Source organism: Paralysiella testudinis (assembly GCF_016894345.1).
Classification (GTDB): Bacteria; Pseudomonadota; Gammaproteobacteria; order Burkholderiales; family Neisseriaceae; genus Paralysiella; species Paralysiella testudinis.
In genome coordinates this window covers 2,580,304-2,606,645 of record NZ_CP069798.1, presented here as the reverse complement: position 1 = coordinate 2,606,645, position 26,342 = coordinate 2,580,304, and the positions used below count along the sequence as shown (strand labels likewise).

Here is a 26,342-nt window from a genome sequence, read left to right as displayed (position 1 = left end):
GCGAGCTAATGCCGTAGCATTTTGATTTATTTCACTATATTTGTACTGCCTGCGGCTCGCCGCCTTGTCTTAATTTCAATTTAATTTATACCAATTCTAAAAAATAACCTAACTGCGTTGGCTCGCCTAGCCGTACGTGTGTACTGTCTTCGGCTCCCCGCCTTGTTATCTTATTTTTTCGAATTGGTATTACTATATAAACAATAAACAAAAAAATTGCCGGGCATTTGCCCGGCAATCATCAATGGGGTTTACAGCTCGGAAGTGCAGTGCGGGCAGCGGCTGGCTTTCAGCGGAATTTCAGTGCAGCATTGCGGGCACTCTTTGGTAGTCGGGTCGGCTGGTTGCGGCTGTTTTTGCAATTTGGAAATGGCTTTCACCACCATGAAAATGGCAAAGCCCACAATCACCAAGCTAATCAGGGTGTTGATAAATAAGCCGATATTCATGGTTACCGCGCCGGCATCTTTGGCGGCGGCCAATGTGGCATAAGGGCCGGCGGCTTTAGCACCTTCTTTTAAGGTGAGGAACAGATTGGAAAAATCCACACCGCCAATCAATAAGCCGATGGGGGGCATAATCACATCGTCCACCAGCGATTTCACCATGCCGGTAAAGGCGGTGCCCACCACCATACCCACAGCCAGATCAATCACATTGCCTTTCATCAAGAAGGCTTTAAAGTCGTTTAACAGGCTCATTGTGTGTTTTCCTTTTTTATTGAATTCAATTTGGTTGTGTTGCTAGCGCGGTTGGCATTGATACCAGTTCTACAAAATAAGATAACAAGGCGGCGAGTCGCAGACAGTACACCTAGTACGGCAAGGCGAGCCAACGCAGTTAGGTTATTTTGTAGAAGTGGTGTAAGGTGCAAACCCAACAGCGCTGCTTATGATACAGCTTGGTAAAAAAAGTTCAATTTATTTATGTGAATGTAATAGCGGGTGAAGGCCATGTTGTAAAAACGCCAGCATTGGGCGTTGTCCCAAGCTGGCGTGGCTGCGTGGCCGAGATTTATTCGTCCGGTGTGCCCAGCGCATTGATGCTGTAGCCGCCGTCCACATAGGTGATTTCGCCGGTGATGCCGGAAGCCAAGTCCGACAGTAAAAAGGCGGCGGCATTGCCCACTTCTTCAATGGTGACATTGCGGCGCAAGGGGTTTTGCTCGGCCACGTGGTGCAGCAGTTTGTTGAAGTTGCCAATGCCGGAAGCGGCCAGAGTTTTGATGGGGCCGGCGGAAATGCCGTTGCAGCGGATGCCTTCCTTGCCCACGGCGGCGGCGGTAAAGCGCACGCCGGCTTCAAGGCTGGCTTTGGCCATACCCATTACGTTGTAATTGGGGATGGCGCGCACGGCGCCCAAGTAGGTAAGTGCCAGAATGGCGCTGTGGCGGCCGCGCATCATCGGGCGGGCGGCCTTGGCCAGTGCGGGCAGGCTGTAGGCGGAAACATCGTGGGAAATTTGAAAAGCTTCGCGGCTGATGGTGTCGAGAAAGTCGCCGCCCAAGGCTTCGCGCGGGGCAAAGGCGATGGCGTGCACTAGGCCGTCGAGGCCATCCCAATGTTGGCCTAAGTCGGCAAAGGCTTGGTTGATTTCGTCGTCGCTTTGCACATCGCAGCGAAACACCAGCTCGCTGCCCAATTCGGCGGCCATTTTGCGCACGCGCTCTTCCAATTTGTCTACCACATAGGTAAACGCCAGCTCGGCGCCTTGTTCGCGACAAGCGCGGGCAATGCCGTAGGCAATGGAGCGCTCGGAAATCATGCCGGTGATGAGGATTTTTTTGCCTTGCAAAAAGCCCATATTATTGTCCTTGGTGTGGTTTTGCGTTCAAAAATAATCGCGTATTATAAACCAACTTGTGCCAACCACATAGCAGCAATGCGTTGCAGGCTGCCTGAACAGGCTTTGGAAGAAGATGATGAAAAAACCGTATCGCCGTTTTACCGCCGTGCGCGGCTGGCTAACTTGCCTATTGTTGGCCACGGCCTTGCCCACCAATGCCGAGCATGCGCTGGGGCTGGGGCAGGCGCCGCATTACGGTGCGGAATTTACCCATTTCGGCTACACCAATCCGGCGGCTCCCAAGGGCGGCAGTTTCAATCTGCCGTGGCCGGGTGGCTTTGATACGCTCAATCCGTTTACCCTCAAGGGCGACAAAGAAATCGGCATCACCATGCTCACGCTGGACACCTTGATGACGCAAGGACAAGACGAGCCCTTTACCATGTACGGCTTATTGGCCGAAGACATCAGCTTGGCCAAAGATGGCTTGTCGGTTACGTTTCGGCTGAATCCCAAAGCACGTTTTCACAATGGCGACCCGGTGCTGGCCAAGGATGTGGCAGCTTCGTTTAAGGCGCTCACCGAAGACAAGGCCGCCACGCCGCTATACCGCTTTTATTGGGCCGATGTGGCGCAAGTGCAAACACCAAGCGCGCGTACGGTGCGCTTTGTTTTCAGGCAGCCTAATGCCGAATTGCACCTGATTTTGGGCAGCCTGCCGGTGTTTTCACACAAAAGCTATCCGCAAGGCTTGGCCGCTGCAGGCAATACCCCGCCCATCGGCTCCGGCCCTTACCGCCTGCAACGGGCGCACAGCGGCGTGAGCGAATTTCGCCGCGATGCGCAATACTGGGCGCAAAACCTGCCGGTGCGCCGCGGCATGTACAACTTCGACACCGTACGCATCAAGTATTATCAAGACGAAACCGCCAAAGTAGAGGGCATGAAAGCCGGGCAATACGATGTGGTGCAGGAAAACGTGGCCCGGCTGTGGGCACGCGCCTACAACAACCCCAGCCTGCAAAACCGGGGGCTTAAGCGGCAAACCTACTCCCAGCACAGCACCGCCGGAATGCAGGGCTTTGTGATGAACACCCGCCGCGAGCCGCTAAACGACATCCGCGTGCGCCAAGCGCTGGTGGATAGCTTTGATTTTGAAACCGTAAACCGGCAATTGTTTTACAACAGCTATACGCGCAGCTACAGCTACTTTACCAACAGCGAAATGGCCGCCACCGGCTTGCCCGATGCCGCCGAGCTGGCCATACTCAATCCACTGCGCACACGCCTGCCCGCTGCCGTATTCACCCAAGCGGTGCCACAGCCGCCGCAAACCGATGCCCGGCTTGGCGTGCGCCCCAATTTGCTCAAAGCCCGCGCCTTACTTACCGAAGCGGGCTGGCGTTATCAAAACGGCCGCTTGGTCGACGCCCAAGGCCGCCCCTTGCGCCTCACCTTCTTAAGCCCCAGCAAAACCTATGAGCGCGTTACCGCCAAATGGCAGCGCGACTTGGCCAAAATCGGCATTGATTTGCAGGTGCGGGTGGTAGACACCGCGGTATACCAGCGGCGCATGAACGATTTTGATTTCGACCTCAGCATCGTGGTGTATGCCAACAGCGAAAGCCCGGGCAATGAGCAATTCGACTACTACAGCTGCCAAGCCGCCAAAACGCCGGGCAGCAAAAATTGGGCCGGCGTGTGCGATCCGGCCATTGATGCCTTGCTGAAAAATTTCGAACATTTCGACAACCGCACTCAATTGGTGAGCAGCGCCCGCGCCCTCGATCGCGTGCTGCGCCACCGCTATCTGGTGGTGCCCAACTGGTATTCGCCCGAGCACAGGCTGGTGTATTGGGATAAATTCGGCCAACCGCCGCGTCCGCCAAGGTATTTTCAGGCTTACGATTGGGCTTTGAGTACGTGGTGGGTGAAGTAGTGTAGAGAAACCACTTAATTTACATGTATGGATGAAATTGTTACCCGTGGTTTATAAATTTAAATATTGATCTTATTAGGGTCTGTTCACAATTACTTGTCATACCCTTGAATAAAAAAGAAACGCAGGCATAAAAGGAAGTTCTCACCCTCCCCCAATACACCTGCGATGCCCCGTACACTACTCAAAGATGAACATTGGACGAAGCTGTTACCTATTCTGCGTGATTTGGGTATTTATAGCAAACCCAATTTGCGCAGAATTCTTGAAGGCATACTTTACAGAATAAGAACCGGCATACCGTGGCGGGATTTGCCCGAGTATTTCGGCAAGTATCATACTGTTTATACCGCTTATAACCGTTGGTCAGAAAAAGGCATTTTTACTGCAATCTTGAAACAGCTCAGCCAAGAGAGTGACTTGGAGTGGGTAGCCATAGACGGCAGTTATATCCGTGCTCACCAACACTGCGCCGCAGCCTCAGCGCTCAGTGCGCAAGAGGATCACGCAATCGGTATGAGCTGAGGCGGCAGAACCAGCAAGATTCATCTGGCTGTAGATGCTGCAGGCAATCCGATTGAGGTTATCGTTACTGCGGGCAATATCCATGATGTCACCGTTGCACCGGAGCTGCTTGACAATATCAACCTTACCGAAACTGAGTTGGTTAATGCGGACAAAGGTTACGATTCAGACCGGCTCAGGGAGCAAATAGAGCAAAGCGGTGCGAAAGCCAATATTCCCTATAAAAGAAATAGGGAAGAGAAAAATAAAGACATGGACTGGTATTTATATAAAATCAGGCATTTGGTAGAGAATGCCTTTTGCCGTTTGAAACATTTCCGAGCGATTGCCAGCCGTTACGATAAGCTGAAACGCAACTTCCACAGTACGGTTTTATTGGGGTGCATTGTGATGTGGTTACCTTTATGACAAGTAATTGTGAACAGACCCTAGTATCTTAAAATTAAAGATGAAAATTAAATTTATTTTTAAAAAAATCTATATTATTTTTTTATCGGGATTGGTTTTATATGGGCTTTCATTGGGTGTGATTAATCAATGGCAATTAAGATTCCATCCCAATAAAAAAATTTTGTATGCCGCTCAAACTTATGAAGACGATATGGCTTATTTAGCCAGTCGGTTTGAAGATAAAGAGTGGCGATTTCAGTCTTTTCGGGGCATGAGTAATCAAGGATTTTCTTTTAGAAATACCTTTAATTTAAATCGATGCTTTTCTGAACACGAAATTAAACAAGTGTTTTTAGAGGTTGGATTACACAATATTTATCAAGACGAATATAAGAAAAATAATATGTACACTATCAATTTGCATACAGTGGGAGATAGGTGCGAAACCATCTCCTTTATAGGAACATCAAATATTAAGTAGAAGTAACCGTCTTAACCATACCTACGGCTTTCCCTTTCAGGCAGCCTAAAAACGCATGCTTTCAAGCAAATCCCAAACCCTTTAATCAAACAAATCCGTTTGCGCTTGCCCAGTTTGATCCACCCGCACGGCGGTGCTGCCTTCGGCAAAACGGATATGCAAGGCTTGGCCTGGCTTAAGGTCGGCGGCTTGGCGCACCACTTGACCGCGGCTGTTGGTGACCACGCTGAAACCGCGCGCAAGGATGTGTTGGGGTGACACCGCCTCGAGCAGATGGATTTGATATTGCAAGCGGGTATGGCGCTGTTGCAGGCCGTGTTGCCAGTGCTGCTGCAGCGCTTGGCGTTGCTGCTCTAGCTGCCTGGCGGCTTGGGCGGTGTTGGGGCGCAGGTGTTGGCACTGCTGCACAGCTTGTGCTAAGCGCTGCTGCCCTTGCTGTTGCTGGCGCTGCATGGCCAGGCTTAACTGGGTGCTGAGTTGGCGCAGTTGCTGTCGTTGGGCGCTGATGCTGTGTTGCGGGTGGCGCAGCTGGCGCAACAGCCAATCGAGCTTTTGGCTGGCGTCGTAATAGTGTTGCAATAAGCGGTTGTGCCATTGCTGTTGGGTGCGCTGCAAGGCCAGGCGCAGTTGGGCGCGGTCGGGGCTCACCAATTCGGCGGCGGCGGTGGGGGTGGGCGCACGCACATCGGCCACAAAGTCGGCCAAGGTAAAGTCGGTTTCGTGGCCCACGCCGCTCACCACCGGCAGCGGGCAGGCCGCAATCGCGCGCACCACCGCTTCTTCGTTAAACGCCCATAAGTCTTCAATGCTGCCGCCGCCACGGCACACAATCAACACATCCACTTCTTGGCGCTCGCCAGCCGTATTGATGGCCGCGGCAATCTGCTGCTCGCTGCCCGTGCCTTGCACCGGAGTGGGGTACACCACCACCGCCAGCCCGCTGTGGCGGCGCTTTAAGGTGCTGACCACATCGCGCAGGGCGGCGGCGGCCAAGCTGGTGACAATGCCGATGCGTTGCGGCTGCGGCGGCAAGGGCTGCTTGCGCTCGGCATCAAACACGCCTTCGGCTTGCAATTTGGCTTTCAGGCGCTCATAGGCTTCATAAAGCCGCCCTAAGCCTTTTAGGCGCACTTCGTTCACGGTAATTTGAAATTCGCCCCGTGCTTCGTAGAGGCTGATTTTGCCGCTCACTTCAATATGGTCGCCTTCTTTCAGCGGCGCGGCCAGCCGGGTGGCGGCGCCTTTAAACAAGGCACAACGCACTTGAGCGCGGCTGTCTTTGAGCGAGAAATAATAGTGGCCGGAAGCGGCGCGGGTAAGGTTGGACACTTCACCGGCCACCCACAGCCCGAACAGATTTTGCTCCAATAGGCTGCGCACCAGCGCATTGAGCTCAGATACCGACAATGCGGCGGGGGTGAACAGATCAGACATGCAGGCATACCAAAGGGGAAATCAACAGAGTGCCGATTATACTGCCGATTGGTGTGCTTCAGGCAGCCTTGGCCATGTGTTATATTGGCGTTTGTTTTGCTTTGGCTCACCGCTTATGTCTTTACACGCAATTTTAGAGCAACACTGGCAACGCCCGAAATGGTGGCTCACGCCGCTGCTGTGGCCTTTGGCGCGGCTGTTTCAGGCGCTGGCGGCGCTGCGGCGCTATGCCTATGCCCGCGGCTGGCTTCAACAGCAGCATTTGCCTTGTGCGGTGGCGGTGGTGGGCAATATCCATGCCGGCGGTGTGGGCAAAACGCCGATTACCGCTGCCTTGGCCAGCGGCCTGCGCGCGCGTGGCGTGGCGGTGGGGATTGTGAGCCGTGGCTATGGCCGCCGCAGCAAAGAAGTATTGCTATTAGACCAACACAGCCGCGCCGCCGATGTGGGCGACGAACCCTTGATGCTGTGGCGACAAACCGGCGTGCCGGTAGCAGTGGGCGCGCAGCGCTTTCAGGCAGCCCAAGCTTTATTAGCCGCGCACCCGGAAACCCAATTGATTTTGTGTGACGATGGTTTGCAGCACTACGCCTTGGCGCGCGATTGGGAGATTGTGGTGTTTCCTGCTGCCGATGTGGCGCGGCGGCTAGACTTGCTTCCTAACGGCGGCCTGCGCGAGCCTTTATCGCGCTTGCACACAGTGGATGCGCTGGTGGTGAGCCAAGGCAGTGCCGATGATGTGGCGCGCTTGCGTCAAAACCAAGGATTGCCGCCGCAGTTGCTGGTGTGTGCCAGCCGCATACAGGCCGGGCGCTTGTATCGCCTGAATACACCGGCGCACACCGTGGCCGCTGGCGAATTGGCGGGCAAGTCCATTGCCGCGCTGGCCGCCATTGCCCGCCCGCAGCGCTTTTTTGATGCCTTGCGCGATTTGGGCTTGCCACCGGTGCTGTGTAAAGCCCTGCCCGATCACGCTGAGCTCACCCCTGCTGATTTGTCGGTGGCCGAGATTGTAATTATCACCGAAAAAGACGCGGTGAAATTGGCGGCTTATGATTTGCCGCAAGTGTGGGTGCTGCCAATAGAGGCGCACACCGAGCCGGATTTGGTGGAATGGCTGTGGCGTTGCTGGCGGGTGCAACAGGCTGCCTGAAAACTTCGGTTACAGCAATCTGCCCAGTATCGGGCAGTTGCGCTACAATAACACGCTAATGCGGCGCTGCCGCCTATTGATGCGAAGGAATCCGCAATGGACAAGCAATTACTCAGTATTCTGGTGTGCCCGCTGTGCAAAGGCGCGCTCACTTACCACGCCGAACAGCAAGAGCTGTGGTGCGCCCAATCGCGCTTGGCCTACCCGATTAAAGACGGTATCCCGATGATGTTGGAAAGCGAAGCACGGGCGCTGAGCGATGCCGAGTGCGCTGCATAAACGCCATTTAAAACATCGATTCAGCGCTACAAAAGCCGATAGTGGTTTTCAGGCAGCCTTTTTTAAAGCGCAACAACGGTTAAATATCAAGGAGCAGGCAATGAAACCATGGCATCAATTCTGCTGCGCCGCAATGGCGCTGGGCTTGGCATTACCGGCCACGGCCGCCGATTTTAGCGCATGGATACCGGCAGGCTGGAAAATGGTGGCCAGCGCCGAGGGCGATTTGAATGGCGATGGTGCTGCTGATGCGGTGATTGTGCTGCAACAGCAAGATGCCGCTAAAATCGTGGCTAATGACAGCTTGGGCGCTCCGAAAATCGACACCAATCCGCGCCAAATTAAAGTATTGCTGCGCCAAGGTGCTGGCTATCGGCTGGTAGCGGAAAACCGCTATTGGCTGCCCAGTGCCGGTGACGCTGAAAGCCCATGCTTGGCCGACCCTTTGCTGGATGAAGGCGGTGTAGAAATTGCACGCGGGCTGCTCAAAGTCAAACTAGGCTATTGGCTTAGCTGCGGTAGCTGGAGCGTGAGCCGCGACACCTACACTTTTCGCTGGCAGCAAAACCGTTTGCGCCTGATTGGTTGGGATGGTGTAGAATTTATGCGCAATTCCGGCGACATGACCGAGCGTAGTGTCAACTACCTTACCGGTCGGCAAAAAACCGTTACCGGCGGCAATATGTTTGAAGACGTGCCCGCGGCTAAAATAAAAACCCGCTGGCAAACATTGCCCAAACAGCCGGCACGGTATTTAGATGGGCCGTCGTTGCCCAGCCCGCAAGATTGGGAATAAGTGGGTACAAACGCAGATTGCAGTCAATTTCACCTATAAGAAAAAGGAGAGCAATACATGAAGGTTTTATTATTGGGCGCCCCCGGCGCAGGCAAAGGCACGCAGGCGCAATTCATCACTGCGGCGTTTGGTATTCCGCAAATTTCCACCGGCGATATGCTGCGTGCGGCAGTGAAAGCCGGCACCCCTCTGGGCGTGGAAGCCAAACAAATCATGGATGCGGGCGGCTTGGTGCGCGACGACATCATTATCGGCTTGGTAAAAGAGCGCATTGCCCAACCGGATTGCGCCCAAGGCTTCTTGTTCGACGGCTTTCCGCGCACACTGGCGCAGGCCGAAGCGATGGTGGCCGCGGGTGTGGATTTGGATGCGGTAGTGGAAATTGACGTGCCGGATGCCGCCATTATTGAGCGCATGTCTGGCCGCCGCGTACACTTGGCTTCGGGGCGCACCTACCACATCGCCCACAACCCGCCCAAAGTGGACGGCAAAGACGATGTCACCGGCGAAGACTTGGTTCAGCGCGACGACGACAAAGAAGAAACGGTAAAAAAACGCCTAGAGGTATACCACGAGCAAACCGAAGTGCTGGTGGGCTTTTACCGCAACCTCACTGGCGCGGCCGCACCCCAATACATCAAAATCGACGGTACCCAAGCGGTAGAGCAAGTGAAAGCCGATGTGTTGGCGGCATTGGGTAAATAAAGCATTGAATGCAATATTACTTTTAGGCTGCCTGAAAGGTTTCAGGCAGCCTAATACTGTTTTATTAAATGAGGTTGGCCACTAAAGCCCAACCTCAAAGGAATCACTATGCGCAAATTCAGCATACTGTTGCTGGCCTTATGCGCCGCCACGGCGGCGGCCAAAGACGACAAAACCCACGCCAACCGCTATTATGTGGAGTCGGAAAAAGACCAGCCTTGGCAAGAACAGGCGCTGGCCATGCCGGCTTACCCCGATGCCGAGGCGCAGTGGGCAGACATGTATGTGAGCAATACCTACACCGCCCAACCAAAGCTGATGATCAACAGCATCCGTTTCGGGCCGGATCAAACCATACACTATATTCTCAATATCCAGTCGGCACAGGGTTTTGACAACATCACTGCCGAAGCCATGCACTGCGCCACTCGCAGCGTGAAAACCTTTGGCTATGGCGACAGCGTAAACCGGCGCTGGATTACCCCGCGCGCGAGCGAATGGAAAGTGATAGGCTCAGTAATGAACGCATCGGATCCGGTGCGTGCCGTACTCTACAAAACCTTTTGCGAAGACGGCCTGCCACGCAACGATAAACAGCTGGCCGAACGCATCCGCACCCGCGCCATGCGTTAACACGGCGTTGCTGATTTGATGGGCTGCCTGAAATATAAAACCCTTATTGGCGAACTTAATTCGGCAATCCATTGGTAAAGAATTAAAATGAAGTGAATCATTTTAAAAAATGGGCTGTATTTTTGTATTCGTTGCTTATCATTTTACTTTGCGCTTTCTGGCCGCGCGGCCACCTACTTTCTTTGCTTCGCCAAAGAAAGTAGGCAAAGAAAGGCGACCCCGGTTGCAGGTTTGGCTGCGCCAAACTTCCCTCACTGCACATGCTTTTGGCGGCGGGCGCTAGTCGCTTCGCTCCGGACCGCCCTTATTCCCGCCAAAACCACGTTCCGTTCGGCTGCGCCAAGGGGAAGGCTGCACGGATTTTTTCGTTTCAGATAGTCTGAACAAAATAGTTTGTAAATGACTGTGCTTTATACAAGAGCGTATCTTCAGTTAATCAATAAAAGCCTGCTTATGGACGCCCATTTAATCTGGTTATTGTGTATCGGCTTTGCCGCCGGGCTGATGGATGCGGCGGTGGGCGGCGGCGGTTTACTGCAAATTCCGGCCTTATTCAACGCTTTGCCCGCCAGCACCAGCGTGCCCAGCATTATGGGCATCAATAAATTTGCTTCGGCCAATGGCACATTGATGGCCACCATCCAGTTTGTGCGCCGCTTGCCGGTGCCGTGGAAAATGCTGCTGCCTGCCGCATTGCTGGCGTTTGTGTTTTCCTATTTGGGTGCCAAATTGGTGGCCTATATCCCCACCGAGTGGATGAAACCGGCTATTTTGGTGATTCTGGTGGTAATGATGTTGTACACCTTTTGCAAAAAAGACCTCGGCCAAGTGGCGCGCACCACGCAGCTGAGCCGCAAAGAAACCGCACTGGGCTTGCTGTTTGGCGCTTTAATCGGCTTTTACGACGGCATTTTCGGCCCCGGCACCGGTAGCTTGCTGGCGTTTATTTATGTGCGCTTTTATGCGTTTGATTTTCTTACCGCCATTGCCTCGTCCAAAATCATCAACCTCACCACCAACTTGGCGGCACTGTCGTTTTTTGTGCCGCACGGCCACATCATCTGGGCATGGGCTTTGCCCTTGGCGGCGGCCAATTTGTGCGGCGGCATGGTGGGTGCACGTTTGGCCATCAAGGGCGGTAGCCGCTGGCTGCGCTACGGCTTTATGGTGCTGCTGTGTGTGATGATTGGGCGCTTTGGCTGGGAGTTGTGGCAGCAATAAGGGATTAGTGAATTTGGCCGAATGGCTTGATTGAAAATACAAAAAGGCTGCCTGAAAGTTTCAGGCAGCCTTTTTTATGGCTACACCGTGTTTACATGCGTTCAATCATGGCTTGGCCGAAGGCGGAGCAGGAAACTTCGTTGGCGCCGTCCATTAGGCGGGCAAAGTCGTAGGTAACCTGTTTGTCGCCGATGGCTTTTTCCATAGAGGCAATCACCAAATCAGCCGCTTCGGTCCAGCCCATGTAGCGCAACATCATTTCGGCCGACAAAATCAGCGAGCCGGGGTTAACCTTGTCTTGGCCGGCGTATTTGGGCGCGGTGCCGTGGGTGGCTTCAAATACGGCATACACGTCGGAGATGTTGGCACCCGGGGCAATGCCGATGCCGCCCACTTGTGCGGCCAAGGCATCGGAGATGTAGTCGCCGTTGAGGTTGCAGCAGGCAATCACATCGTATTCGGCCGGGCGCAGCAGGATTTGCTGCAAGAAAGCGTCGGCAATGGCGTCTTTTACGGTGATGGTTTTGCCGGTTTTGGGGTTTTTGAATTCACACCAAGGGCCGGCGCCGATTACGGTGGCACCGAATTCTTTTTGCGCCAAGGCATAAGCCCAGTCGCGGAAGCCGCCTTCGGTGTATTTCATGATATTGCCCTTGTGGACAATGGTCACGCTGTCGCGGTCGTGGTCGACGGCGTATTGGATAGCAGCGCGCACCAGGCGCTCGGTGCCTTCAATGGAAATAGGCTTGATGCCGATGCCGGAGGTGTTGGGGAAGCGGATTTTCTTCACGCCCATGTCGTTTTGCAAAAAGGCGATGATTTTTTTGGCGTCGTCGCTTTGGGCTTCCCATTCGATGCCGGCGTAGATGTCTTCGGTGTTTTCACGGAAGATAACCATGTCGGTTTGGCTCGGGTCTTTCAGCGGTGAGGGCACGCCATTGAAGTAGCGTACCGGGCGCAGGCATTGGTAGAGGTCGAGCTCTTGGCGCAAGGCCACGTTGAGCGAGCGGATGCCGCCGCCCACGGGGGTGGTCATCGGGCCTTTGATGGATACGCTGTAGTCTTTCAGCGCTTGCAGGGTTTCTTCAGGCAGCCAAACGTTGTCGCCATACACGCGGGTGGCTTTTTCGCCGGCAAATACTTCCATCCAGTGGATTTTGCGCTCGCCGCCGTAGGCTTTGGCCACTGCTGCGTCAATCACGTCTTTCATCACCGGGGTAATGTCGATGCCGATGCCGTCGCCTTCGATAAACGGAATAATCGGATTGTTGGGCACGGCTTGACCCGGAACGATTTTCTGGCCTTCGGCAGGTACTTTAATGTGACTCATGGCGTCTCCTGTGATGATGGTTATTTTCTGATAAATGGCCACAAAACACCGTGGCCAAACGCATGAATTATGCTTGATTTTGAGTGTTTGCGCTAGGGGCTGCAAGGTTCAAAGCAGATAATCGTCTGCGTGGGCACTTTTGCCGTAGACCGCTTGCCGTGCTTGTGCCAGGCACAGGCGGTTATAGGTTTGCCGTTGCAGGTGATCGTTGTCAATCAGTGTGAGGGTTGGCGGTGATGGCAGTGGGCAGGCGGAGGCAGCGGTGTTTGCCAGTGCCTGCCAGTGCGGCTGGGCGATTTGCAGCAATAAAAACATATCGGCCGCCACACCAAAAGCAATGCGGATGTGCTGTGTGTCGGCCTGGATGGCAAAGCCGCAATCGGCAAACAGGCATTGGCCGTGCGTATAGCGGTATAAGCGCAGTGTTATCGCATCGGGCGGTGCCAGCAAGGCGGCCAGTATGTGTTCAAAGCGGGAGGGCGCACAATCGCTGTCGCACATCATGCCGTAAAGTGCGGCCAGCCACGGTGCGTATTCGCCAGTGTGCCAGCCAAACTGGCGCTTGCGCAGCGGGTGTTCCACATCGGGGCGCTGGCGGATGAGGGTGAGAAAATCGGTGGCTGGGGTGTTGTCTGATGGCAGATAGAGGCGGTGCAGATGACGGCAAAACCAGTGCTGGCGGTTATACGGATTGCGCAGCAGGCTGAGCAGTTTCAGTTTTAATACCGCACGGATACCGTCGCTGGCTGCCGTTGGTGCCGCTAGGGCGCGCAGCTGCGCTATATGCGCTTCCAGGCCGCTTTCATAGCGGTTGAACCAGCTTTCCAGATTGTATTGTTTGGCCGAATTGTCGATAAAGCATAAGGTGTAGAGGTTGTGTGCGCCCAGACTATGCTCAATGTTCACACTGTCTGCCGATTGTAATTGGTGTGCGCGCAGCGGCCAGCGATACACATTTTGGTTTTGCGGGTTGACTTCGGTGTTGAAGGCAAACTGGCGCTGCTCGGCCTGGGCGATAAAATGGTGGTTTTGGGTGGGATTGGCAGCCAGCACGGCGCGGCGGATATCGTCGTCAATGGCTTCGTGCAATAGCACATAAGGCAAGGGGGTGGAGGAGCGGCTCATATGGCGCTTTCGGTTTCCTGCCATAAGGCAGCTTGGCGTTGCTGGTCGCTCAGGTGGCTGATGCCCAGGCCGATTAAGCGGTAGGCGGCATCATGGGTGTTGATGCGGGCCAGCAATTGCTGTGCCGCTTGCAGCAGGGCGGCGGCATCGGCCAGCGGGGTGGAGAAGGTTTGCGAGCGGGTGCGGATTTGAAAATCGGTGTTTTTGAGTTTGAGGGTAACGCAGCTGCCGTGATAGCGGCGGCGTTGCATTTGCGCGGCCAATTCGGCGGCCAGTGCGGGCAGGTGGCGGCCAATGCGGCTGAGGGTTTCGTCTTGCGGCAGGGTGATTTCGGTGGAAATTTGCTGGCGCGTGTGCCGGGCTTCTACCGGGCGCTCGTCGTGGCCGCGCGCCAAGTCGTAGAGGCGGTGGCCCCAGCGGCCAAAGTGAAACACCAATTCGGCGCGCTCGGCGGTGGCCAGTGCGCCCACGGTGTGCCAGCCTAAAGCCTGCATTTTTTGCTGGGTAACCTTACCCACACCGGGGATTTTGCCTACCGGCAAGTCGGCCAGAAACGCCAATATTTGCGCCGGGGCAATCACGAATTGGCCGTCGGGCTTGCGCCAGTCGGAAGCGATTTTGGCCAGAAATTTATTCGGTGCGATGCCGGCGGAGGCGGTGAGGCCGGTTTCGCGGCGGATGTCGGCGCGGATGGCGCGGGCGATGTCGCGCGCGTAGGGCAGATTGCCTTGATAATCGGTTACGTCCAGATAGGCTTCGTCTAGCGACAAGGGCTCGATAAGAGCGGTGTAGCGGGCAAAAATGGTGTGGATTTGCGCCGATACGGCGCGGTATTGGTTGAAATCCGGCGGCAAAAAAACGGCGTGCGGGCACAGCCGTTTGGCGGTGGCCACCGCCATGGCCGAACGCAGGCCATAGCGGCGGGCGGGATAAGAGGCGGCGCAAACTACCGAGCGTGGGCCGTCCCATGCCACCACCACCGGCTGGTCGCGCAAGTCGGGGCGCTCGCGCAGCGCCACGGCGGCGTAAAAGGCGTCCATATCGATGTGGATGATTTTGCGCATGGTGCGGGCTTTATGTGGTTTCAGGCAGCCTGTGCACGATACAAGGCTGCCTGAAAGCGCTGATACAGGCTCTTACGGCACACTAAAGCCGCGCAGGTAGTTGATGCGTTCGTTGGTGAGGCGGGTGTCACATTGCAAGCGCAGGTAGTCGGCTTGCACACCGCTGCCTTTGGCGGCGGCTTCGCTGCATTGGCGCTCTTTACGGCTTACCCATTGCTGTTGCTCGTTTTGCAATTCGCCGCGCACCATGTCGTCCATATTGCGCCACAGTTGGTTGATGCTGTTGTTGGCATTGCGGTTGTTGTCTTGTGCTTGCTGCAATTCGTTGGCCGATGGAGCGACTTCTTGCGCAGGCGGAGTGTCTTGCGGCGGCAAGCCCGCACCGTTGAGGATGGCGCTGGCCATGGCGGCTTCTGGGCTTAAGGTTTCGGGGTGGGCGGCGTTGGGGTTGTTGATAAATGCCAAGGCTTCGGTGCGGCTGTAGGGTTTGCCGTTGATGATGAGTGTGTCTTTCACACCGTAGGGCAGCAGCGCATTGGTGAGAATGTGGCTTAGCTGTGCCACGCCGGGCGCTTCGATTTCCAGTGCGCCGGTGCCGGAAGCCGCCGGGGCAGCGGGCAGATAGCGCAAGGGCTGGCTGAAGGTGCTGCCGTTGATGTGTACATTGCTGCCGGCAAGCTGGCCTTGCAGTATTGCCGACAATTGCTGTTGCGGATAGAGGATGGGGGTGTTGGCTTGGGCTTGCTGCCAGGTGTCGGCGGCCACGGTGATGTTGAGCTGGGCGCTGCACATGGCTTTGCTGCCACTGCTGTCTTCTTTGGCATCGGCCAGGCTGACGCTGAGCTGGCTGACGGCGGCAATGATTTTATCGGCGTCGATAAACTGGCGGCTGTCGGTTTGGGCAAATTGGCGTGCGCTTTGGGTGATGGCTTGCTGTAGCTGTTGTTGTACGGCGATGGCCACGGTGGGGTCGCTACAGTTCAGCGCCGCCGCGGGTTTGTCTTTGGAGCAGGCGCCCAGTGCCAGTGCGCCGAGGGTGGCTGCCAGCAAGATGCGGTAGTTCATGGTTTGCCCTTTAATTCGATAAAAAACAGCGGCCATGATAACAAAAAAACGGTGGGTGTTGAGGATGTTAAAGGCTGCCTGAAAAACAAAGCAGGTGATTTTATGTAAAAAATCGTGTTTACAAATGCGTGCTTTGCGCCGCCAATGCGCGCGCTGCGCACACGGCAGACGACCATGCCCACTGGAAATTATAGCCGCCCAACCAGCCGGTGATGTCCATCACTTCGCCGATAAAATACAGCCCCGGCTGCAAGCGGCTGGCCATGGTTTTGGGGTCGATTTCGGCCACGTTCACGCCGCCGCGGGTGACTTCGGCTTTTTTGTGGCCGTCGTGGCCGCTGGGCAGCACTTGCCAGTGTTTGAGGCTGTACGCCAATGCATTCAAATGATGGTCGGCAATATCGGCCCAGCGCTGTTTGGCCAGCGCGGCAAACGGTGCTTGTGCCAGCCAAAAGTCAATCAGGCGTTTGGGCAGCTGGGGTGCCAATTGATGCAGGGCGGTGTCGAGGCGGATTTTTTGGCCGTGCTTGCCACGGCACAGGGCAGCGGCCAAATCCAGCTGCGGGCATAAATCGATGCTCAGTGTTTGCCCCGGCTGCCAGTAGCTGGAAATTTGCAAAATGGCCGGGCCGCTAAGGCCTTTGTGGCGGAACAGCAAATCTTCTTCGAACACCATCGCCTGCTTGCCGCTGCCGCAACGCACGGCCACCGGCAAAGCCACGCCTGCCAGTGCGTCGAAGCCATGGCTTTGCCAATGCTCAAAGCGCAACGGCACCAAAGCCGCTTGCGGGGTGATGATGCTGTGGCCGAATTGTTTGGCCAGCTCGTAGCCGAAGCCGCTGGCACCAATGGCGGGTGCGGCCAAGCCGCCGGTGGCCACCACTAAAGCGGCTGCCTGAAAACAATCTTGCTCGGTGTGCACTTGATACAGATTGTTGCGGTAATCAACGGACAAAATGCGCGTGCCGGTGTGCCATTGCACTTGTCCTTGAGCGCATTCGCGCTGCAACAGGGCGATGATGTCGGTGGCCGAGTGGCGACAGAATAATTGGCCGCGGTGTTTTTCCTGCCATTCAATGCCGTGGCGTGCCAATAGCTGCACAAAATCACCGGCGTGGTAGCGGGAGAGGGCGTGGCGCACAAAGCGCGGCTGTTGCGACACAAAATAAGCCGCGCCGTCGTGGCCGTTCAGATGGGTGTTGGTGAAATTGCAGCGCCCGCCGCCGGAGATACGGATTTTCTCGCCGATTTTGCTGGCGTGATCAATGAGGCGCACCCGCAAACCGGCCTGGCCTGCTTGTGCGGCGCACATCATGCCGGCGGCACCGGCGCCCAACACCAATACATCATCGGGGGCAAAGATAGTCATGCTGCGGCTTTCCGATGGCGGTGTTGCAAGCGCACCAACAGCACGGCAATGGCGGCGCTGGCCAGCAGCTGCATCAAGGCCAGCCGCCAATCCACTTCGCTGCTGAATAAGGCACTCAAGGTAGTGCCGGTAAGCAGCGATTGGGCAAACGCCAACAGATTGCTGGCCGCATGCAAGGCAATGGCTGCTTCCAGCCCGCCGCTGTGCCAAGTGAGCCAGAAAAACACCGCGCCCAAGCCGAAGCGGGTGAGAAACAAGGGCAAATCTTGCTGGCCGTGCACCAAGGCAAACAGCAAAGAAGTGAGCAGCAGCGGCAGCCAAAATACCCACCGGCGCGAACGCAGCCACTGGCCGATAAATTGGCTTAAAAAGCCGCGAAACAGATATTCTTCACCGGCGGCTTGAAAAGGCACCAGCAGCAATAAAAACAGCGCCAGCCCGAATAAGTTTGGCTCCGGCCGAAGCGGTGCCGGGTTGAGCCACAGCATTTCGATGGCCAACATCGGTAAAAACAGTACTACACTCACGCCCAAAGCACACAGCGCCCAGCGCCAGCGAAAGCGCCGCGTAGGCGCATCCATCAAGCCGCCGCCTTGCCCCAAACCCCAACGCACCGCCAGCCGCGTAACCGGCACCAACGCCACCAGCGGCGCCAATAACACCGCCAACAACAGCCCCAACGGCGCTGGTGTCGGCAACGGCCATATCGCCAGCAACAAGGCCAGCGCGCCATAAGTAGCGGCAAACAGCAGTATCAATAACAACAGCGCCAGCCATGGCCGCCACCAGGAGAGATTGAGCGATTGCCAGCGTTGGGGGTAGGCGGAGGGCAGGGGTGTGGTGGTATTCATGGGGTTGGAGGCTGCCTGAAAAAGGGTTAATGGTGATGGCTGAGGTGGCATACTTGCTTGTGCAAGGCTGCCTGAAGCCCATCATTCGTACAAAATCAAATTCCGCAATGACGGTTTTACATTTTAGGCAGCAGTCTGTGTATGTCGCACCTGCGCAGGCAGGTGTCCAGTCTGAAGCAAGGCTTCAAGTTTTTAATCAGCCATAAGTCGATTTCAACAGGCCATCTGGCTTTGTAGAAATCAAAGCGATGCTTTGAGCTGGGCACCTGCCTGCGCAGGTGCAACGGGCGCCTTAGTGTCAAGGTTTCAGGCAGCCTTGTACAAGCAGGTGCGTAATTTCTAATCAATTAGCAATAAAAGGATGCGCCAAGGCGCATCCTATGCGGGTTTTGTCTGGTGGGTATTGGTAGGCCGAAATAAGCCACCGCATTAACGCAAATGCCGCAGCACGGCCAGAATCGGGCTTAAGGCGGCTTCGCCCAAGCGTAGGCTGCGTTGGCCGTTCCAGCCGAAATCGTCGTCCGGCCAGTTGTGGTTGTCGGTGAACGGCATTTCCAAGGTGTAAGCCAGGCAGCCGAAGGTTTCGCCCACATAGGGTGTGGCCAAGCCCAGGTTGGCTTGGCCGGGCGCGTCTTTGGCGTAGCCGTGCTCGTCTTGGAAGTCGGGGCTGGCGGCTTTAAAGGCGGTTTTGAAGCGCTGTTCTAAATCGGCAATACGCTCGTTGTAAGACGGCACGCCTTCGGTGCCGGCCACAAACACAAACGGGATTTCTTCATCGCCGTGGATGTCGAGAAATAAATCCACGCCGGTTTCGTGCATTTTTTGGCGCACAAAATACACTTCGGGGCTGTATTCGAGGGTGGGGTTTTGCCATTCGCGGTTGAGGTTGGCACCGGCGTAGTTGGTGCGCAGATTGCCCAGGGCGGAGCCGTCGGGGTTCATATTGGGCACAATATAGAAGGTGGCTTGGTCGAGCAGGGCGCGGGCGGTGGGGTCTTGGTGGTCGAGCAGGCGGTTTAAAAAGCCTTCGATAAACCACTCGGCCATGGTTTCGCCGGGGTGTTGGCGTGCGGTAATCCAGATTTTCAAATCGCTGGCGGCTTGGTTGCCGATGGTGAGCAGATTCAAATCGCGCCCTTGCAAGGTGCTGCCTAAGTCGTCTACTTGGCACAGGCCGCTGCCTTGCGCTTCGCCAATCAGGTTCAGATGCTGCTCGTAGCTGTAGGGCTCGAAATAGGCGTAGTACACGCTGTTGGCCAAGGGGGTGTGGCGGATGGTGAGGGTGCCGTTTTCGTATTCGGTGGCCACGCGAAACCAGTTGCTGCGGTCATACGAGCACATGGCTTCGTAGTGTTGCCAGCCGCCGGGAAAAGCCGATTCATGCGCGTTGCTAAAGTGCATGGTTAGGTTTTGGTAGGCCGCGCCCTGCACGCGGTAGTAAAACCATTGTTTGAAATCGGAGGCGTTGTCGCAGGGCAGCTGCAGCTGCATATTGGTGGGGTCGGTGATGTCGATGATGTCGACATTGCCGCCGTCAAACTGGGTGCTGATTTTCAGCATGGCTGTGCTTTCGGTGAGGGCAAAAAACAGGCTTATTGTAATGCTTTTTACCGGGCTGTGCTATGCATGGCAAGATGGATAAAACCGGGATTTAAGGCTGCCTGAAAATGTTTTCGATATTATTAAAGCTGGCGGGTTTTGGGAACATGCTCTAAACTTCGCTTTGTGCAATGCAGTAAAAACAATGCTGCGCTGCAATAAATAATTGCTGCAATGCAAGATAAACCGCCCGGCGCTGTTGCCGGCAAGCTTTAGGTGAAATTATGAGTGCTGAGAAACGCATTATTAAAAAATACCCCAACCGCCGTTTGTACGACACCGCCATCAGTGGCTACATTACGGTGGCCGAAGTCAAACAAATGGTGTTGGAATACAACGATATTGAAGTGGTGGATGCCAAAACCGGCGAAGACCTTACCCGGCAAGTGCTGTTGCAGATTTTGCTGGAAGAAGAAGCGGGCAGCACGCCTTTGTTTAGCAATGATGTGTTAAACCAGTTTATCCGCTTATACGGCCATACTTCGCAATCGATGTTGGCGCCGTTTTTCGAGCAGAATATGAAGATTTTCCAAGAATGGCAAAAACGGGCGCAGGCGCAAGCCAAAGGTGCTACGCCGTGGTTTAACCCTTTTGCTATGGGCGGCGCGGCACCCAGCTTGGCCGAATGGCAAAAGCAGTTGCAGCAGCAGTCGATGCAGTTTTGGCAAAGCATGGGCGTGGTGCCCAAAGACAAATAAATCTATGTCAATACAAAGGCTGCCTGAAAGCAAAATATGCGTTTCAGGCAGCCTTTATTATTATTGGATTGAGGATATCTAATGCGGCTTACCTTAATGTTTCGTGAATATTGCAGCCTATGCCATCAAATGCAGGCCGCCTTGCAGCCGTATCAGGCGCAATATGGTTTTGCGCTGGATGTGGTCGACGTGGATGCCGATGCGGCGCTGGAAGCCAAATACAATGAGCTGGTGCCGGTGCTGCTGCATGGCGAGGTGGAAATCTGCCATTGGCATTTAGACGAAGCGGCGTTGCAAGCATTTTTGGCGCAGCACAGCATAGTGCCTTGCAACGGCTGAAAGATTGGCGGCGTGGGGCGTGGCGGTGAATTGTGCTGCAAGCGCCCGTTTTTTCAGCTAAAATACGCGGCTATTTGCCCTAAATTTTGACAGGCTGCCTGAAAGCGTTAGTTGGCCGCCTGTGTCACTATACGAATAACCGAATTTTAAATCATAGCGTACACAGACACATTCCCATGGCTTCCGAATTTATGCAACACATCCGCAATTTTTCCATTATTGCCCACATCGACCACGGCAAGTCCACGCTGGCCGACCGCTTTATCCAGTTTACCGGCGGCCTGGACATGCGCGAAATGAGTGCGCAGGTGCTCGATTCGATGGACATCGAAAAAGAGCGCGGTATCACCATTAAAGCGCAAACCGCCGCCTTGCAATACAAGGCGCGCAACGGCGAAACCTATCTGCTCAATCTGATTGACACCCCGGGGCATGTGGACTTTTCCTATGAAGTATCGCGCTCGCTGTCGGCCTGCGAAGGCGCGCTGCTGGTGGTGGACGCTTCGCAAGGCGTGGAAGCGCAAACCGTGGCCAACTGCTACACCGCCATCGAGTTGGGGGTGGAAGTGGTGCCGGTGCTGAACAAAATCGACTTGCCCGCCGCCGACCCCGACCGCGTGGCGCAGGAAATCGAAGACATCATCGGCATTGATGCCGTGGATGCGGTGACCTGCTCGGCCAAAAGCGGGCTGGGCATTGAAGACGTGCTGGAAGAAATTGTCACCAAAGTGCCGCCGCCACAAGGCGATGCCGACGCGCCCTTAAAGGCGATGGTGATTGACTCGTGGTTTGACAACTACGTGGGCGTGGTGATGCTGATTCGCGTTAAAGATGGCCGCCTCAAGCTGAAAGACAAAGTGCGCTTTATGGCCTCGCGCGCCGAAACCCAAGTGGAGCAATTGGGCGTGTTTACGCCCAAATCGGTGGCCAAAACCGAATTAAGCGCCGGGGAAGTGGGCTTTTTGATTACCGGCATTAAGGAATTGGGTTTGGCCAAAGTGGGCGACACCGTTACCTTGGTGGCCAATCCGGCCGCTGAAGCGCTGCCCGGCTTCCAAGAAGTGCAGTCGCAGGTATTTGCCGGGCTCTATCCGGTGGAAAGCCACGACTACGAAGCCTTGCGCGAAGCACTGGAAAAGCTGCAGCTGAACGACGCCTCGCTGAAATTCGAGCCGGAAGTGTCGCAAGCGCTGGGCTTTGGTTTCCGTTGCGGCTTTTTGGGCTTGCTGCATCTGGAAATCGTGCAAGAGCGGCTGGAGCGCGAATTCGATATGGATTTAATCACCACCGCGCCCACGGTGGTGTATGAAGTGCTGCTGAAAAGCGGCGAAAAAATTGAGGTGGAAAACCCTTCCAAGCTGCCAGAGTTGGGCAGCATCGACACCATTTTCGAGCCCATCATTACCGCCACCATCTTGGTGCCGCAAGAATATGTGGGCAATGTGATGACCTTGTGCAACCAAAAACGCGGCATTCAGCAAAACATGCAGTATTTGGGCCGCCAAGTGATGCTCACTTATGATTTGCCGATGAACGAAGTGGTGATGGATTTCTTCGATAAGCTCAAATCCACTTCACGCGGCTATGCTTCGCTGGATTATGAGTTTAAAGAGTTTCAGGCAGCCGATTTGATTAAGCTTGATATTATGGTGAACGGCGAAAAAGTAGACGCCTTAAGCCTGATTGTACACCGCCAAAACTCGGTTTACCGCGGCCGCGAGCTGGCGGCGAAAATGCGCGAGCTGATTCCGCGGCAAATGTTTGATATTGCCGTGCAGGCTTCCATCGGCAGCCAGATTATCGCCCGCGAAAACGTGAAAGCCTTGCGCAAAAACGTATTGGCCAAGTGCTATGGCGGCGACATCACGCGCAAGAAAAAGCTGTTGGAAAAACAAAAGGCCGGTAAACGGCGCATGAAACAAGTGGGCAATGTGGAGATTCCACAGTCTGCGTTTTTAGCGATTTTGCAGGTGGGAGACAAATAAATGCCTACAACCATGTTGGCCGGTGCCGTATTGGCGCTGATTATCGGCATCGTGCTGTATGCGGTGAGTAAAAAACAACGCGAAGATAATGGCGAGTGGAGCGGGGCGCTGCAATGGGGCTATTTGCTGATGATGGTGGGCGTGTTCGGCCTGCTGTCGTTTGCCATGAGCTTCACCGCCGTGCTGCTGCTGTTTGTGGTGTTTACCTTTGCGGTGTGGCTGTGGCACAAAAAACAGCTCAAAGCCAACCCGCGCGGGCAAGACAATAATCATTTCACCGATTACATGAGCGGCTTTTTCCCCATCATTACTGTGGTGTTTGTGTTGCGCACCTTTGTGGCCGAGCCGTTTCAAATCCCCTCTAGCTCCATGCGCCCCGGCCTAGTGGTGGGCGACTTTATCTTGGTCAACAAATCCGCCTACGGCATCCGCGTGCCGGTGCTGAATAATGTGTTGATTAACACCGGCAGCGTACAACACGGTGATGTGGCGGTGTTCAACTACCCGGAAAACACCCGTGTGAATTACATCAAGCGCGTGGTGGGTCTGCCCGGCGACACGGTGGAATACAAAGACAAAATGCTGAGCGTGAACGGCCAGCCGGTGGCCGACAGCGATAAAAGCACCGATTATTACCACTACACCGAAATGGTGCCCGGTTTGGGGTCGGTGCAAATTGACGCCGAACAATACCGCGAAACCTTGGGCGCACATGCATTCGATATTCTGAAAATGCCGCAACAGCCGCCGGTGATGATGCAGGGCGTGCGTGCCAATTTCCCCTATCGCGACCAATGCGAATACGCGGCCGACGGCAGCGGCTTTAAATGCACCGTGCCCGCCGGACAGTATTTTATGATGGGCGACAACCGCGACAACAGCGAAGACTCGCGCTACTGGGGTTTTGTGGACGACAAGCTGATGGTGGGCAAAGCCTTTTTTGTGTGGATGAACTTCGGCGATATGAGCCGTATCGGCACGCAAATCCGTTGATATCGAACCTAAGAGCCTGTTCACAATCTTTTATTGTGCTGCTTTCAGCACATAAACAGGCACATGCTGCGTTAAAAATGCGCGCCAAAGCTGGCTTTGGCTGTGCTTTTTGCCTTGCCTGCACCCGTTTCTGCACTAAAATCCGCTACAAAAAAGATTGTGAACAAGCTCTAAAGGCTGCCTGAATGCTAAAACCATCTTTCAGGCAGCCTTAAAACTGGCTGTTGTAGGCCGGATTCTTGAATCCGACATTAAGTCTTCGCCCGCAGCAAATATTAAACAACCTCAGCCCCAAGACATTTGCACACTGCTTTAATGCCATTTCCGCCGTTTGCAAACGCCTTCAGGCTGCCTGAAGAAAGCACGATATGAAAACCGATCCGCGCAAGGCGGCTGCCTTGCGTCATCTCCAGCAAGCGCTGGGCTACGAATTTCTCCAGCTTGATTTACTCAAACAGGCGCTCACCCACCGCAGCTTTGCGGCCAAAAATAATGAGCGCTTCGAGTTTGTGGGCGATGCCATTCTCAACTACACCGTGGCCAAAATGCTGTTTGTGGCCTTTCCCAAACTCTCCGAGGGCGAATTGTCGCGTCTGCGCGCCAATCTGGTAAACCAAGATACCTTGGCCGAAATGGCGCTGGCAATGCAGGTGGGCGATGCGCTGTATCTGGGGCAGGGCGAATTGAAAAGCGGCGGTTTTCGCCGCCCCTCGATTTTGGCCGACGCCATGGAAGCCATGTTTGCCGCCATCAGCTTTGATGCCGACTTTGCCCGCGCTGAAAAGGTCGTGCGCAACCTGTTTGCCGAGCGCATCAAAAGCATCGACCCCGGCGACAGCGGTAAAGACGCCAAAACCCGCTTGCAGGAAGCCTTGCAGGCGCGCCGTTTGGCGGTGCCCAAATACCGCATTATCGAGCAGCGTGGCGAAGCACATGAGCAATGTTTTGTGGTGTCGTGCGACTTAGGCGAGCTGGGATACGAAACCCAAGCACAAGGCGGCAGCCGCCGCGAAGCCGAACAAACCGCCGCCGAAGCCGCATTGCAATGGTTTAACCAACAGTTTGCGCTGAAAAAAAGCCGCCGAAAGCCTTAATAAAGGCTGCCTGAAAAGGAATACCACCATGAATACTTTAGACACCACCCCATTAAAACCCGATTACCGCAGCGGCTTTATCGCCATTGTTGGCCGCCCCAATGTGGGCAAGTCCACCTTGATGAATCATCTGGTGGGGCAAAAAGTGAGCATCACCAGCAAAAAAGCGCAAACCACGCGCCATAAGGTAAACGGCATCTACACCGACGACACTGCGCAGCTGGTGTTCGTAGACACCCCCGGCTTTCAAACTCACCACCGTAACGCGCTGAACGACCGCCTGAATCAGAATGTTACCGAAGCCGTGGCCGGGGTGGATGTGGTGGTGATGGTGATTGAAGCCTTGCGTTTTACCGATGCCGACCGCGAAGTGCTCAAACAACTGCCGCGGCGGGTGCCGGTGTTGCTGGTGGTGAACAAAATCGACAAAGGCCAAGCCAAAGACGCGGCCACGCTAAACGCCTTTATCGACCAAGTGCGTACCGAATACGATTTTGCCGGTGTGGAAGTGGTGAGCGCCAAACACGGCCTGCGCATTGCCAATCTGATTGAAGACCTGAAACCGATGCTGCCTGAAGGCATTCCGCTGTATCCGGAAGACATGGTTACCGACAAATCCAGCCGCTTTTTGGCGATGGAAATCGTGCGCGAAAAGCTGTTTCGCTACTTGGGCGAAGAGCTGCCCTATGCCATGAATGTGGAAGTAGAGCAGTTTGAAGAAGAAGACGGCCTCTACCGCATTTATATTGCCGTGCTGGTGGACAAAGACAGCCAAAAAGGCATTTTAATCGGCAAGGGTGGCGAAAAACTGAAAAAAATCTCCACCGAAGCCAGGCTGGATATGGAAAAGCTGTTCGACACCAAAGTGTTTTTAAAAGTGTGGGTAAAAGTGAAGTCGGGCTGGGCCGACGACATCCGCTTTTTGCGCGAATTGGGGATGTAAGGCTGCCTGAAAGCATACTGCCTGAAAGCATACTGAATGTGCCGACCTGATTGATGGCAATAGACGAAGCTGTTGAATCCGGCCTGTTGTTTTGGTCTATTGTGCGCCGGCAGCAAAAAAAGCGCCTATATCCGCGCTTTTAATTTGATTAATGGAAACCGATGAATACTTATTTAATCCTGAAACACAGCCATGTTTTGCTGGTGGTGCTCACCTTTATTTTGTTCAATATCCGCTACGGCTTGCGCTTGGCCTTACCGCAAAAACCGTTGCCGCGCTGGTTGAAAATCGTGCCCCACATCAATGATACTTTGCTGTTGCTCAGCGGGCTGGGGCTGATGCACATTACCCGCTGGATGCCGTTTGGCAATGCGCCGTGGCTGGGGGTGAAGCTGGTATTGCTGCTGCTGTATATCGGCTGGGGTGTGGTGGCGATTAAATCAACACCGCGCACCGGCAAAAGCCTTTTTGCTTATGTGATGGCGATGTTGTGCATTATGACCATGGCGCTGCTGGCGGTGCATAAGCCGGTGTTGTGGTAGTGCA

The 26,342-nt window shown here is 54.9% G+C and carries 25 protein-coding genes and 1 pseudogene; 16 read left to right on the top strand and 10 right to left on the bottom strand.

The features are described from left to right. Positions 1-251 precede the first annotated feature (251 nt). Positions 252-701, bottom strand: a complete 450-nt coding sequence (gene mscL, locus JQU52_RS13235; protein ID WP_230338935.1) for a large conductance mechanosensitive channel protein MscL — start codon at positions 699-701, stop codon at positions 252-254. Between the two features lie 313 nt (positions 702-1,014). Continuing rightward, on the bottom strand, positions 1,015-1,803 hold the full coding sequence (gene fabI, locus JQU52_RS13230) for an enoyl-ACP reductase FabI (protein ID WP_230338934.1): 789 nt from the start codon (positions 1,801-1,803) through the stop codon (positions 1,015-1,017). 115 nt (positions 1,804-1,918) lie between these two features. On the opposite strand from fabI, the gene JQU52_RS13225 reads away from it, so the two are divergent. The 3 genes and pseudogenes from JQU52_RS13225 (at position 1,919) to JQU52_RS13215 (ending at position 5,120) form a co-directional block, all read left to right on the top strand. Further along, positions 1,919-3,724 (top strand): extracellular solute-binding protein, encoded by a 1,806-nt coding sequence (locus JQU52_RS13225; RefSeq protein WP_230338933.1) that lies wholly within the window; start codon positions 1,919-1,921, stop codon positions 3,722-3,724. 168 nt (positions 3,725-3,892) lie between these two features. After that, positions 3,893-4,657, top strand: a pseudogene (locus JQU52_RS13220) (IS5 family transposase). A 40-nt stretch (positions 4,658-4,697) separates the two neighbouring features. Beyond that, on the top strand, positions 4,698-5,120 hold the full coding sequence (locus tag JQU52_RS13215; protein WP_230338932.1) for a hypothetical protein: 423 nt from the start codon (positions 4,698-4,700) through the stop codon (positions 5,118-5,120). A gap of 81 nt (positions 5,121-5,201) precedes the next feature. On the opposite strand, the gene xseA is transcribed toward JQU52_RS13215, so the two are convergent. After that, positions 5,202-6,554, bottom strand: coding sequence for an exodeoxyribonuclease VII large subunit (gene xseA / locus JQU52_RS13210; RefSeq protein WP_230338931.1), 1,353 nt, complete (start codon positions 6,552-6,554; stop codon positions 5,202-5,204). A gap of 115 nt (positions 6,555-6,669) precedes the next feature. Between xseA and lpxK the strand changes: the two genes are divergently transcribed. The 6 genes from lpxK (at position 6,670) to JQU52_RS13180 (ending at position 11,341) form a co-directional block, all read left to right on the top strand. Next, positions 6,670-7,707 carry a tetraacyldisaccharide 4'-kinase gene (lpxK, locus tag JQU52_RS13205; RefSeq protein ID WP_230338930.1) on the top strand — a complete coding sequence of 346 codons (1,038 nt, stop codon included), beginning with the start codon at positions 6,670-6,672 and terminating at the stop codon, positions 7,705-7,707. Between the two features lie 96 nt (positions 7,708-7,803). Further along, a complete protein-coding gene (locus JQU52_RS13200) occupies positions 7,804-7,986 on the top strand; it encodes a Trm112 family protein (protein WP_230338929.1) in 183 nt (60 codons plus the stop codon). A 100-nt stretch (positions 7,987-8,086) separates the two neighbouring features. Continuing rightward, positions 8,087-8,782 carry a hypothetical protein gene (locus JQU52_RS13195; RefSeq protein WP_230338928.1) on the top strand — a complete coding sequence of 232 codons (696 nt, stop codon included), beginning with the start codon at positions 8,087-8,089 and terminating at the stop codon, positions 8,780-8,782. 57 nt (positions 8,783-8,839) lie between these two features. Continuing rightward, positions 8,840-9,487 carry an adenylate kinase gene (gene adk, locus JQU52_RS13190; RefSeq protein ID WP_230338927.1) on the top strand — a complete coding sequence of 216 codons (648 nt, stop codon included), beginning with the start codon at positions 8,840-8,842 and terminating at the stop codon, positions 9,485-9,487. Positions 9,488-9,595: 108 nt separating this feature from the next. Continuing rightward, positions 9,596-10,120: a CNP1-like family protein gene (locus JQU52_RS13185; RefSeq protein ID WP_230338926.1), complete on the top strand. Its 525-nt coding sequence runs from the start codon at positions 9,596-9,598 to the stop codon at positions 10,118-10,120. 453 nt (positions 10,121-10,573) lie between these two features. Further along, on the top strand, positions 10,574-11,341 hold the full coding sequence (locus JQU52_RS13180; protein WP_230338925.1) for a sulfite exporter TauE/SafE family protein: 768 nt from the start codon (positions 10,574-10,576) through the stop codon (positions 11,339-11,341). A gap of 91 nt (positions 11,342-11,432) precedes the next feature. Here JQU52_RS13180 and icd read toward each other — a convergent pair whose 3' ends face one another. The 7 genes from icd to JQU52_RS13145 all read right to left on the bottom strand — a co-directional run bounded on the left by icd (position 11,433) and on the right by JQU52_RS13145 (position 19,705). After that, the gene (icd, locus tag JQU52_RS13175) at positions 11,433-12,671 is read right to left on the bottom strand and encodes an NADP-dependent isocitrate dehydrogenase (RefSeq protein ID WP_230338924.1); all 1,239 of its coding nucleotides are present in this window, start codon (positions 12,669-12,671) and stop codon (positions 11,433-11,435) included. A gap of 108 nt (positions 12,672-12,779) precedes the next feature. Beyond that, positions 12,780-13,796, bottom strand: coding sequence for a DUF4238 domain-containing protein (locus tag JQU52_RS13170; protein ID WP_230338923.1), 1,017 nt, complete (start codon positions 13,794-13,796; stop codon positions 12,780-12,782). Continuing rightward, positions 13,793-14,860, bottom strand: a complete 1,068-nt coding sequence (gene dinB / locus JQU52_RS13165; RefSeq protein ID WP_230338922.1) for a DNA polymerase IV — start codon at positions 14,858-14,860, stop codon at positions 13,793-13,795. Before dinB ends, JQU52_RS13170 begins: the two co-directional genes overlap by 4 nt. 72 nt (positions 14,861-14,932) lie before the next feature. After that, positions 14,933-15,925 carry a lysozyme inhibitor LprI family protein gene (locus tag JQU52_RS13160; protein WP_230338921.1) on the bottom strand — a complete coding sequence of 331 codons (993 nt, stop codon included), beginning with the start codon at positions 15,923-15,925 and terminating at the stop codon, positions 14,933-14,935. Positions 15,926-16,043: 118 nt separating this feature from the next. Further along, positions 16,044-17,294: a BaiN/RdsA family NAD(P)/FAD-dependent oxidoreductase gene (locus JQU52_RS13155; protein ID WP_230338920.1), complete on the bottom strand. Its 1,251-nt coding sequence runs from the start codon at positions 17,292-17,294 to the stop codon at positions 16,044-16,046. Further along, entirely contained in the window at positions 17,291-18,145 is an 855-nt protein-coding gene (locus JQU52_RS13150; RefSeq protein ID WP_230338919.1) for a CPBP family intramembrane glutamic endopeptidase, read from the bottom strand. The genes JQU52_RS13155 and JQU52_RS13150 overlap by 4 nt, the downstream gene beginning before the upstream one ends. A 429-nt stretch (positions 18,146-18,574) precedes the next feature. Beyond that, on the bottom strand, positions 18,575-19,705 hold the full coding sequence (locus tag JQU52_RS13145; RefSeq protein ID WP_230338918.1) for a M14 family metallopeptidase: 1,131 nt from the start codon (positions 19,703-19,705) through the stop codon (positions 18,575-18,577). A gap of 263 nt (positions 19,706-19,968) precedes the next feature. Here JQU52_RS13145 and phaR point away from each other — a divergent pair, with 263 nt between their 5' ends. The 7 genes from phaR to JQU52_RS13110 all read left to right on the top strand — a co-directional run bounded on the left by phaR (position 19,969) and on the right by JQU52_RS13110 (position 26,338). After that, positions 19,969-20,442 carry a polyhydroxyalkanoate synthesis repressor PhaR gene (gene phaR, locus JQU52_RS13140; RefSeq protein ID WP_230338917.1) on the top strand — a complete coding sequence of 158 codons (474 nt, stop codon included), beginning with the start codon at positions 19,969-19,971 and terminating at the stop codon, positions 20,440-20,442. Positions 20,443-20,523: 81 nt separating this feature from the next. Continuing rightward, positions 20,524-20,781 (top strand): glutaredoxin family protein, encoded by a 258-nt coding sequence (locus JQU52_RS13135; protein WP_230338916.1) that lies wholly within the window; start codon positions 20,524-20,526, stop codon positions 20,779-20,781. A 191-nt stretch (positions 20,782-20,972) separates the two neighbouring features. After that, on the top strand, positions 20,973-22,766 hold the full coding sequence (gene lepA, locus JQU52_RS13130) for a translation elongation factor 4 (protein ID WP_230340593.1): 1,794 nt from the start codon (positions 20,973-20,975) through the stop codon (positions 22,764-22,766). Then, positions 22,767-23,759: a signal peptidase I gene (gene lepB / locus JQU52_RS13125; protein WP_230338915.1), complete on the top strand. Its 993-nt coding sequence runs from the start codon at positions 22,767-22,769 to the stop codon at positions 23,757-23,759. It begins immediately after the preceding gene. Between the two features lie 368 nt (positions 23,760-24,127). Then, positions 24,128-24,853, top strand: coding sequence for a ribonuclease III (gene rnc / locus JQU52_RS13120; RefSeq protein ID WP_230338914.1), 726 nt, complete (start codon positions 24,128-24,130; stop codon positions 24,851-24,853). A 28-nt stretch (positions 24,854-24,881) separates the two neighbouring features. Next, positions 24,882-25,796, top strand: coding sequence for a GTPase Era (era, locus tag JQU52_RS13115; RefSeq protein WP_230338913.1), 915 nt, complete (start codon positions 24,882-24,884; stop codon positions 25,794-25,796). Positions 25,797-25,957: 161 nt separating this feature from the next. Next, positions 25,958-26,338, top strand: a complete 381-nt coding sequence (locus JQU52_RS13110) for a SirB2 family protein (protein ID WP_230338912.1) — start codon at positions 25,958-25,960, stop codon at positions 26,336-26,338. Positions 26,339-26,342: the final 4 nt, after the last annotated feature.

Coding starts and splice junctions, on each gene's coding strand:
- mscL (WP_230338935.1), bottom strand. CDS start 701: ATGAGCCTGTTAAACGACTTTAAAGCCTTCTTGATGAAAGGCAATGTG.
- fabI (WP_230338934.1), bottom strand. CDS start 1,803: ATGGGCTTTTTGCAAGGCAAAAAAATCCTCATCACCGGCATGATTTCC.
- JQU52_RS13225 (WP_230338933.1), top strand. CDS start 1,919: ATGATGAAAAAACCGTATCGCCGTTTTACCGCCGTGCGCGGCTGGCTA.
- JQU52_RS13215 (WP_230338932.1), top strand. CDS start 4,698: ATGAAAATTAAATTTATTTTTAAAAAAATCTATATTATTTTTTTATCG.
- xseA (WP_230338931.1), bottom strand. CDS start 6,554: ATGTCTGATCTGTTCACCCCCGCCGCATTGTCGGTATCTGAGCTCAAT.
- lpxK (WP_230338930.1), top strand. CDS start 6,670: ATGTCTTTACACGCAATTTTAGAGCAACACTGGCAACGCCCGAAATGG.
- JQU52_RS13200 (WP_230338929.1), top strand. CDS start 7,804: ATGGACAAGCAATTACTCAGTATTCTGGTGTGCCCGCTGTGCAAAGGC.
- JQU52_RS13195 (WP_230338928.1), top strand. CDS start 8,087: ATGAAACCATGGCATCAATTCTGCTGCGCCGCAATGGCGCTGGGCTTG.
- adk (WP_230338927.1), top strand. CDS start 8,840: ATGAAGGTTTTATTATTGGGCGCCCCCGGCGCAGGCAAAGGCACGCAG.
- JQU52_RS13185 (WP_230338926.1), top strand. CDS start 9,596: ATGCGCAAATTCAGCATACTGTTGCTGGCCTTATGCGCCGCCACGGCG.
- JQU52_RS13180 (WP_230338925.1), top strand. CDS start 10,574: ATGGACGCCCATTTAATCTGGTTATTGTGTATCGGCTTTGCCGCCGGG.
- icd (WP_230338924.1), bottom strand. CDS start 12,671: ATGAGTCACATTAAAGTACCTGCCGAAGGCCAGAAAATCGTTCCGGGT.
- JQU52_RS13170 (WP_230338923.1), bottom strand. CDS start 13,796: ATGAGCCGCTCCTCCACCCCCTTGCCTTATGTGCTATTGCACGAAGCC.
- dinB (WP_230338922.1), bottom strand. CDS start 14,860: ATGCGCAAAATCATCCACATCGATATGGACGCCTTTTACGCCGCCGTG.
- JQU52_RS13160 (WP_230338921.1), bottom strand. CDS start 15,925: ATGAACTACCGCATCTTGCTGGCAGCCACCCTCGGCGCACTGGCACTG.
- JQU52_RS13155 (WP_230338920.1), bottom strand. CDS start 17,294: ATGACTATCTTTGCCCCCGATGATGTATTGGTGTTGGGCGCCGGTGCC.
- JQU52_RS13150 (WP_230338919.1), bottom strand. CDS start 18,145: ATGAATACCACCACACCCCTGCCCTCCGCCTACCCCCAACGCTGGCAA.
- JQU52_RS13145 (WP_230338918.1), bottom strand. CDS start 19,705: ATGCTGAAAATCAGCACCCAGTTTGACGGCGGCAATGTCGACATCATC.
- phaR (WP_230338917.1), top strand. CDS start 19,969: ATGAGTGCTGAGAAACGCATTATTAAAAAATACCCCAACCGCCGTTTG.
- JQU52_RS13135 (WP_230338916.1), top strand. CDS start 20,524: ATGCGGCTTACCTTAATGTTTCGTGAATATTGCAGCCTATGCCATCAA.
- lepA (WP_230340593.1), top strand. CDS start 20,973: ATGCAACACATCCGCAATTTTTCCATTATTGCCCACATCGACCACGGC.
- lepB (WP_230338915.1), top strand. CDS start 22,767: ATGCCTACAACCATGTTGGCCGGTGCCGTATTGGCGCTGATTATCGGC.
- rnc (WP_230338914.1), top strand. CDS start 24,128: ATGAAAACCGATCCGCGCAAGGCGGCTGCCTTGCGTCATCTCCAGCAA.
- era (WP_230338913.1), top strand. CDS start 24,882: ATGAATACTTTAGACACCACCCCATTAAAACCCGATTACCGCAGCGGC.
- JQU52_RS13110 (WP_230338912.1), top strand. CDS start 25,958: ATGAATACTTATTTAATCCTGAAACACAGCCATGTTTTGCTGGTGGTG.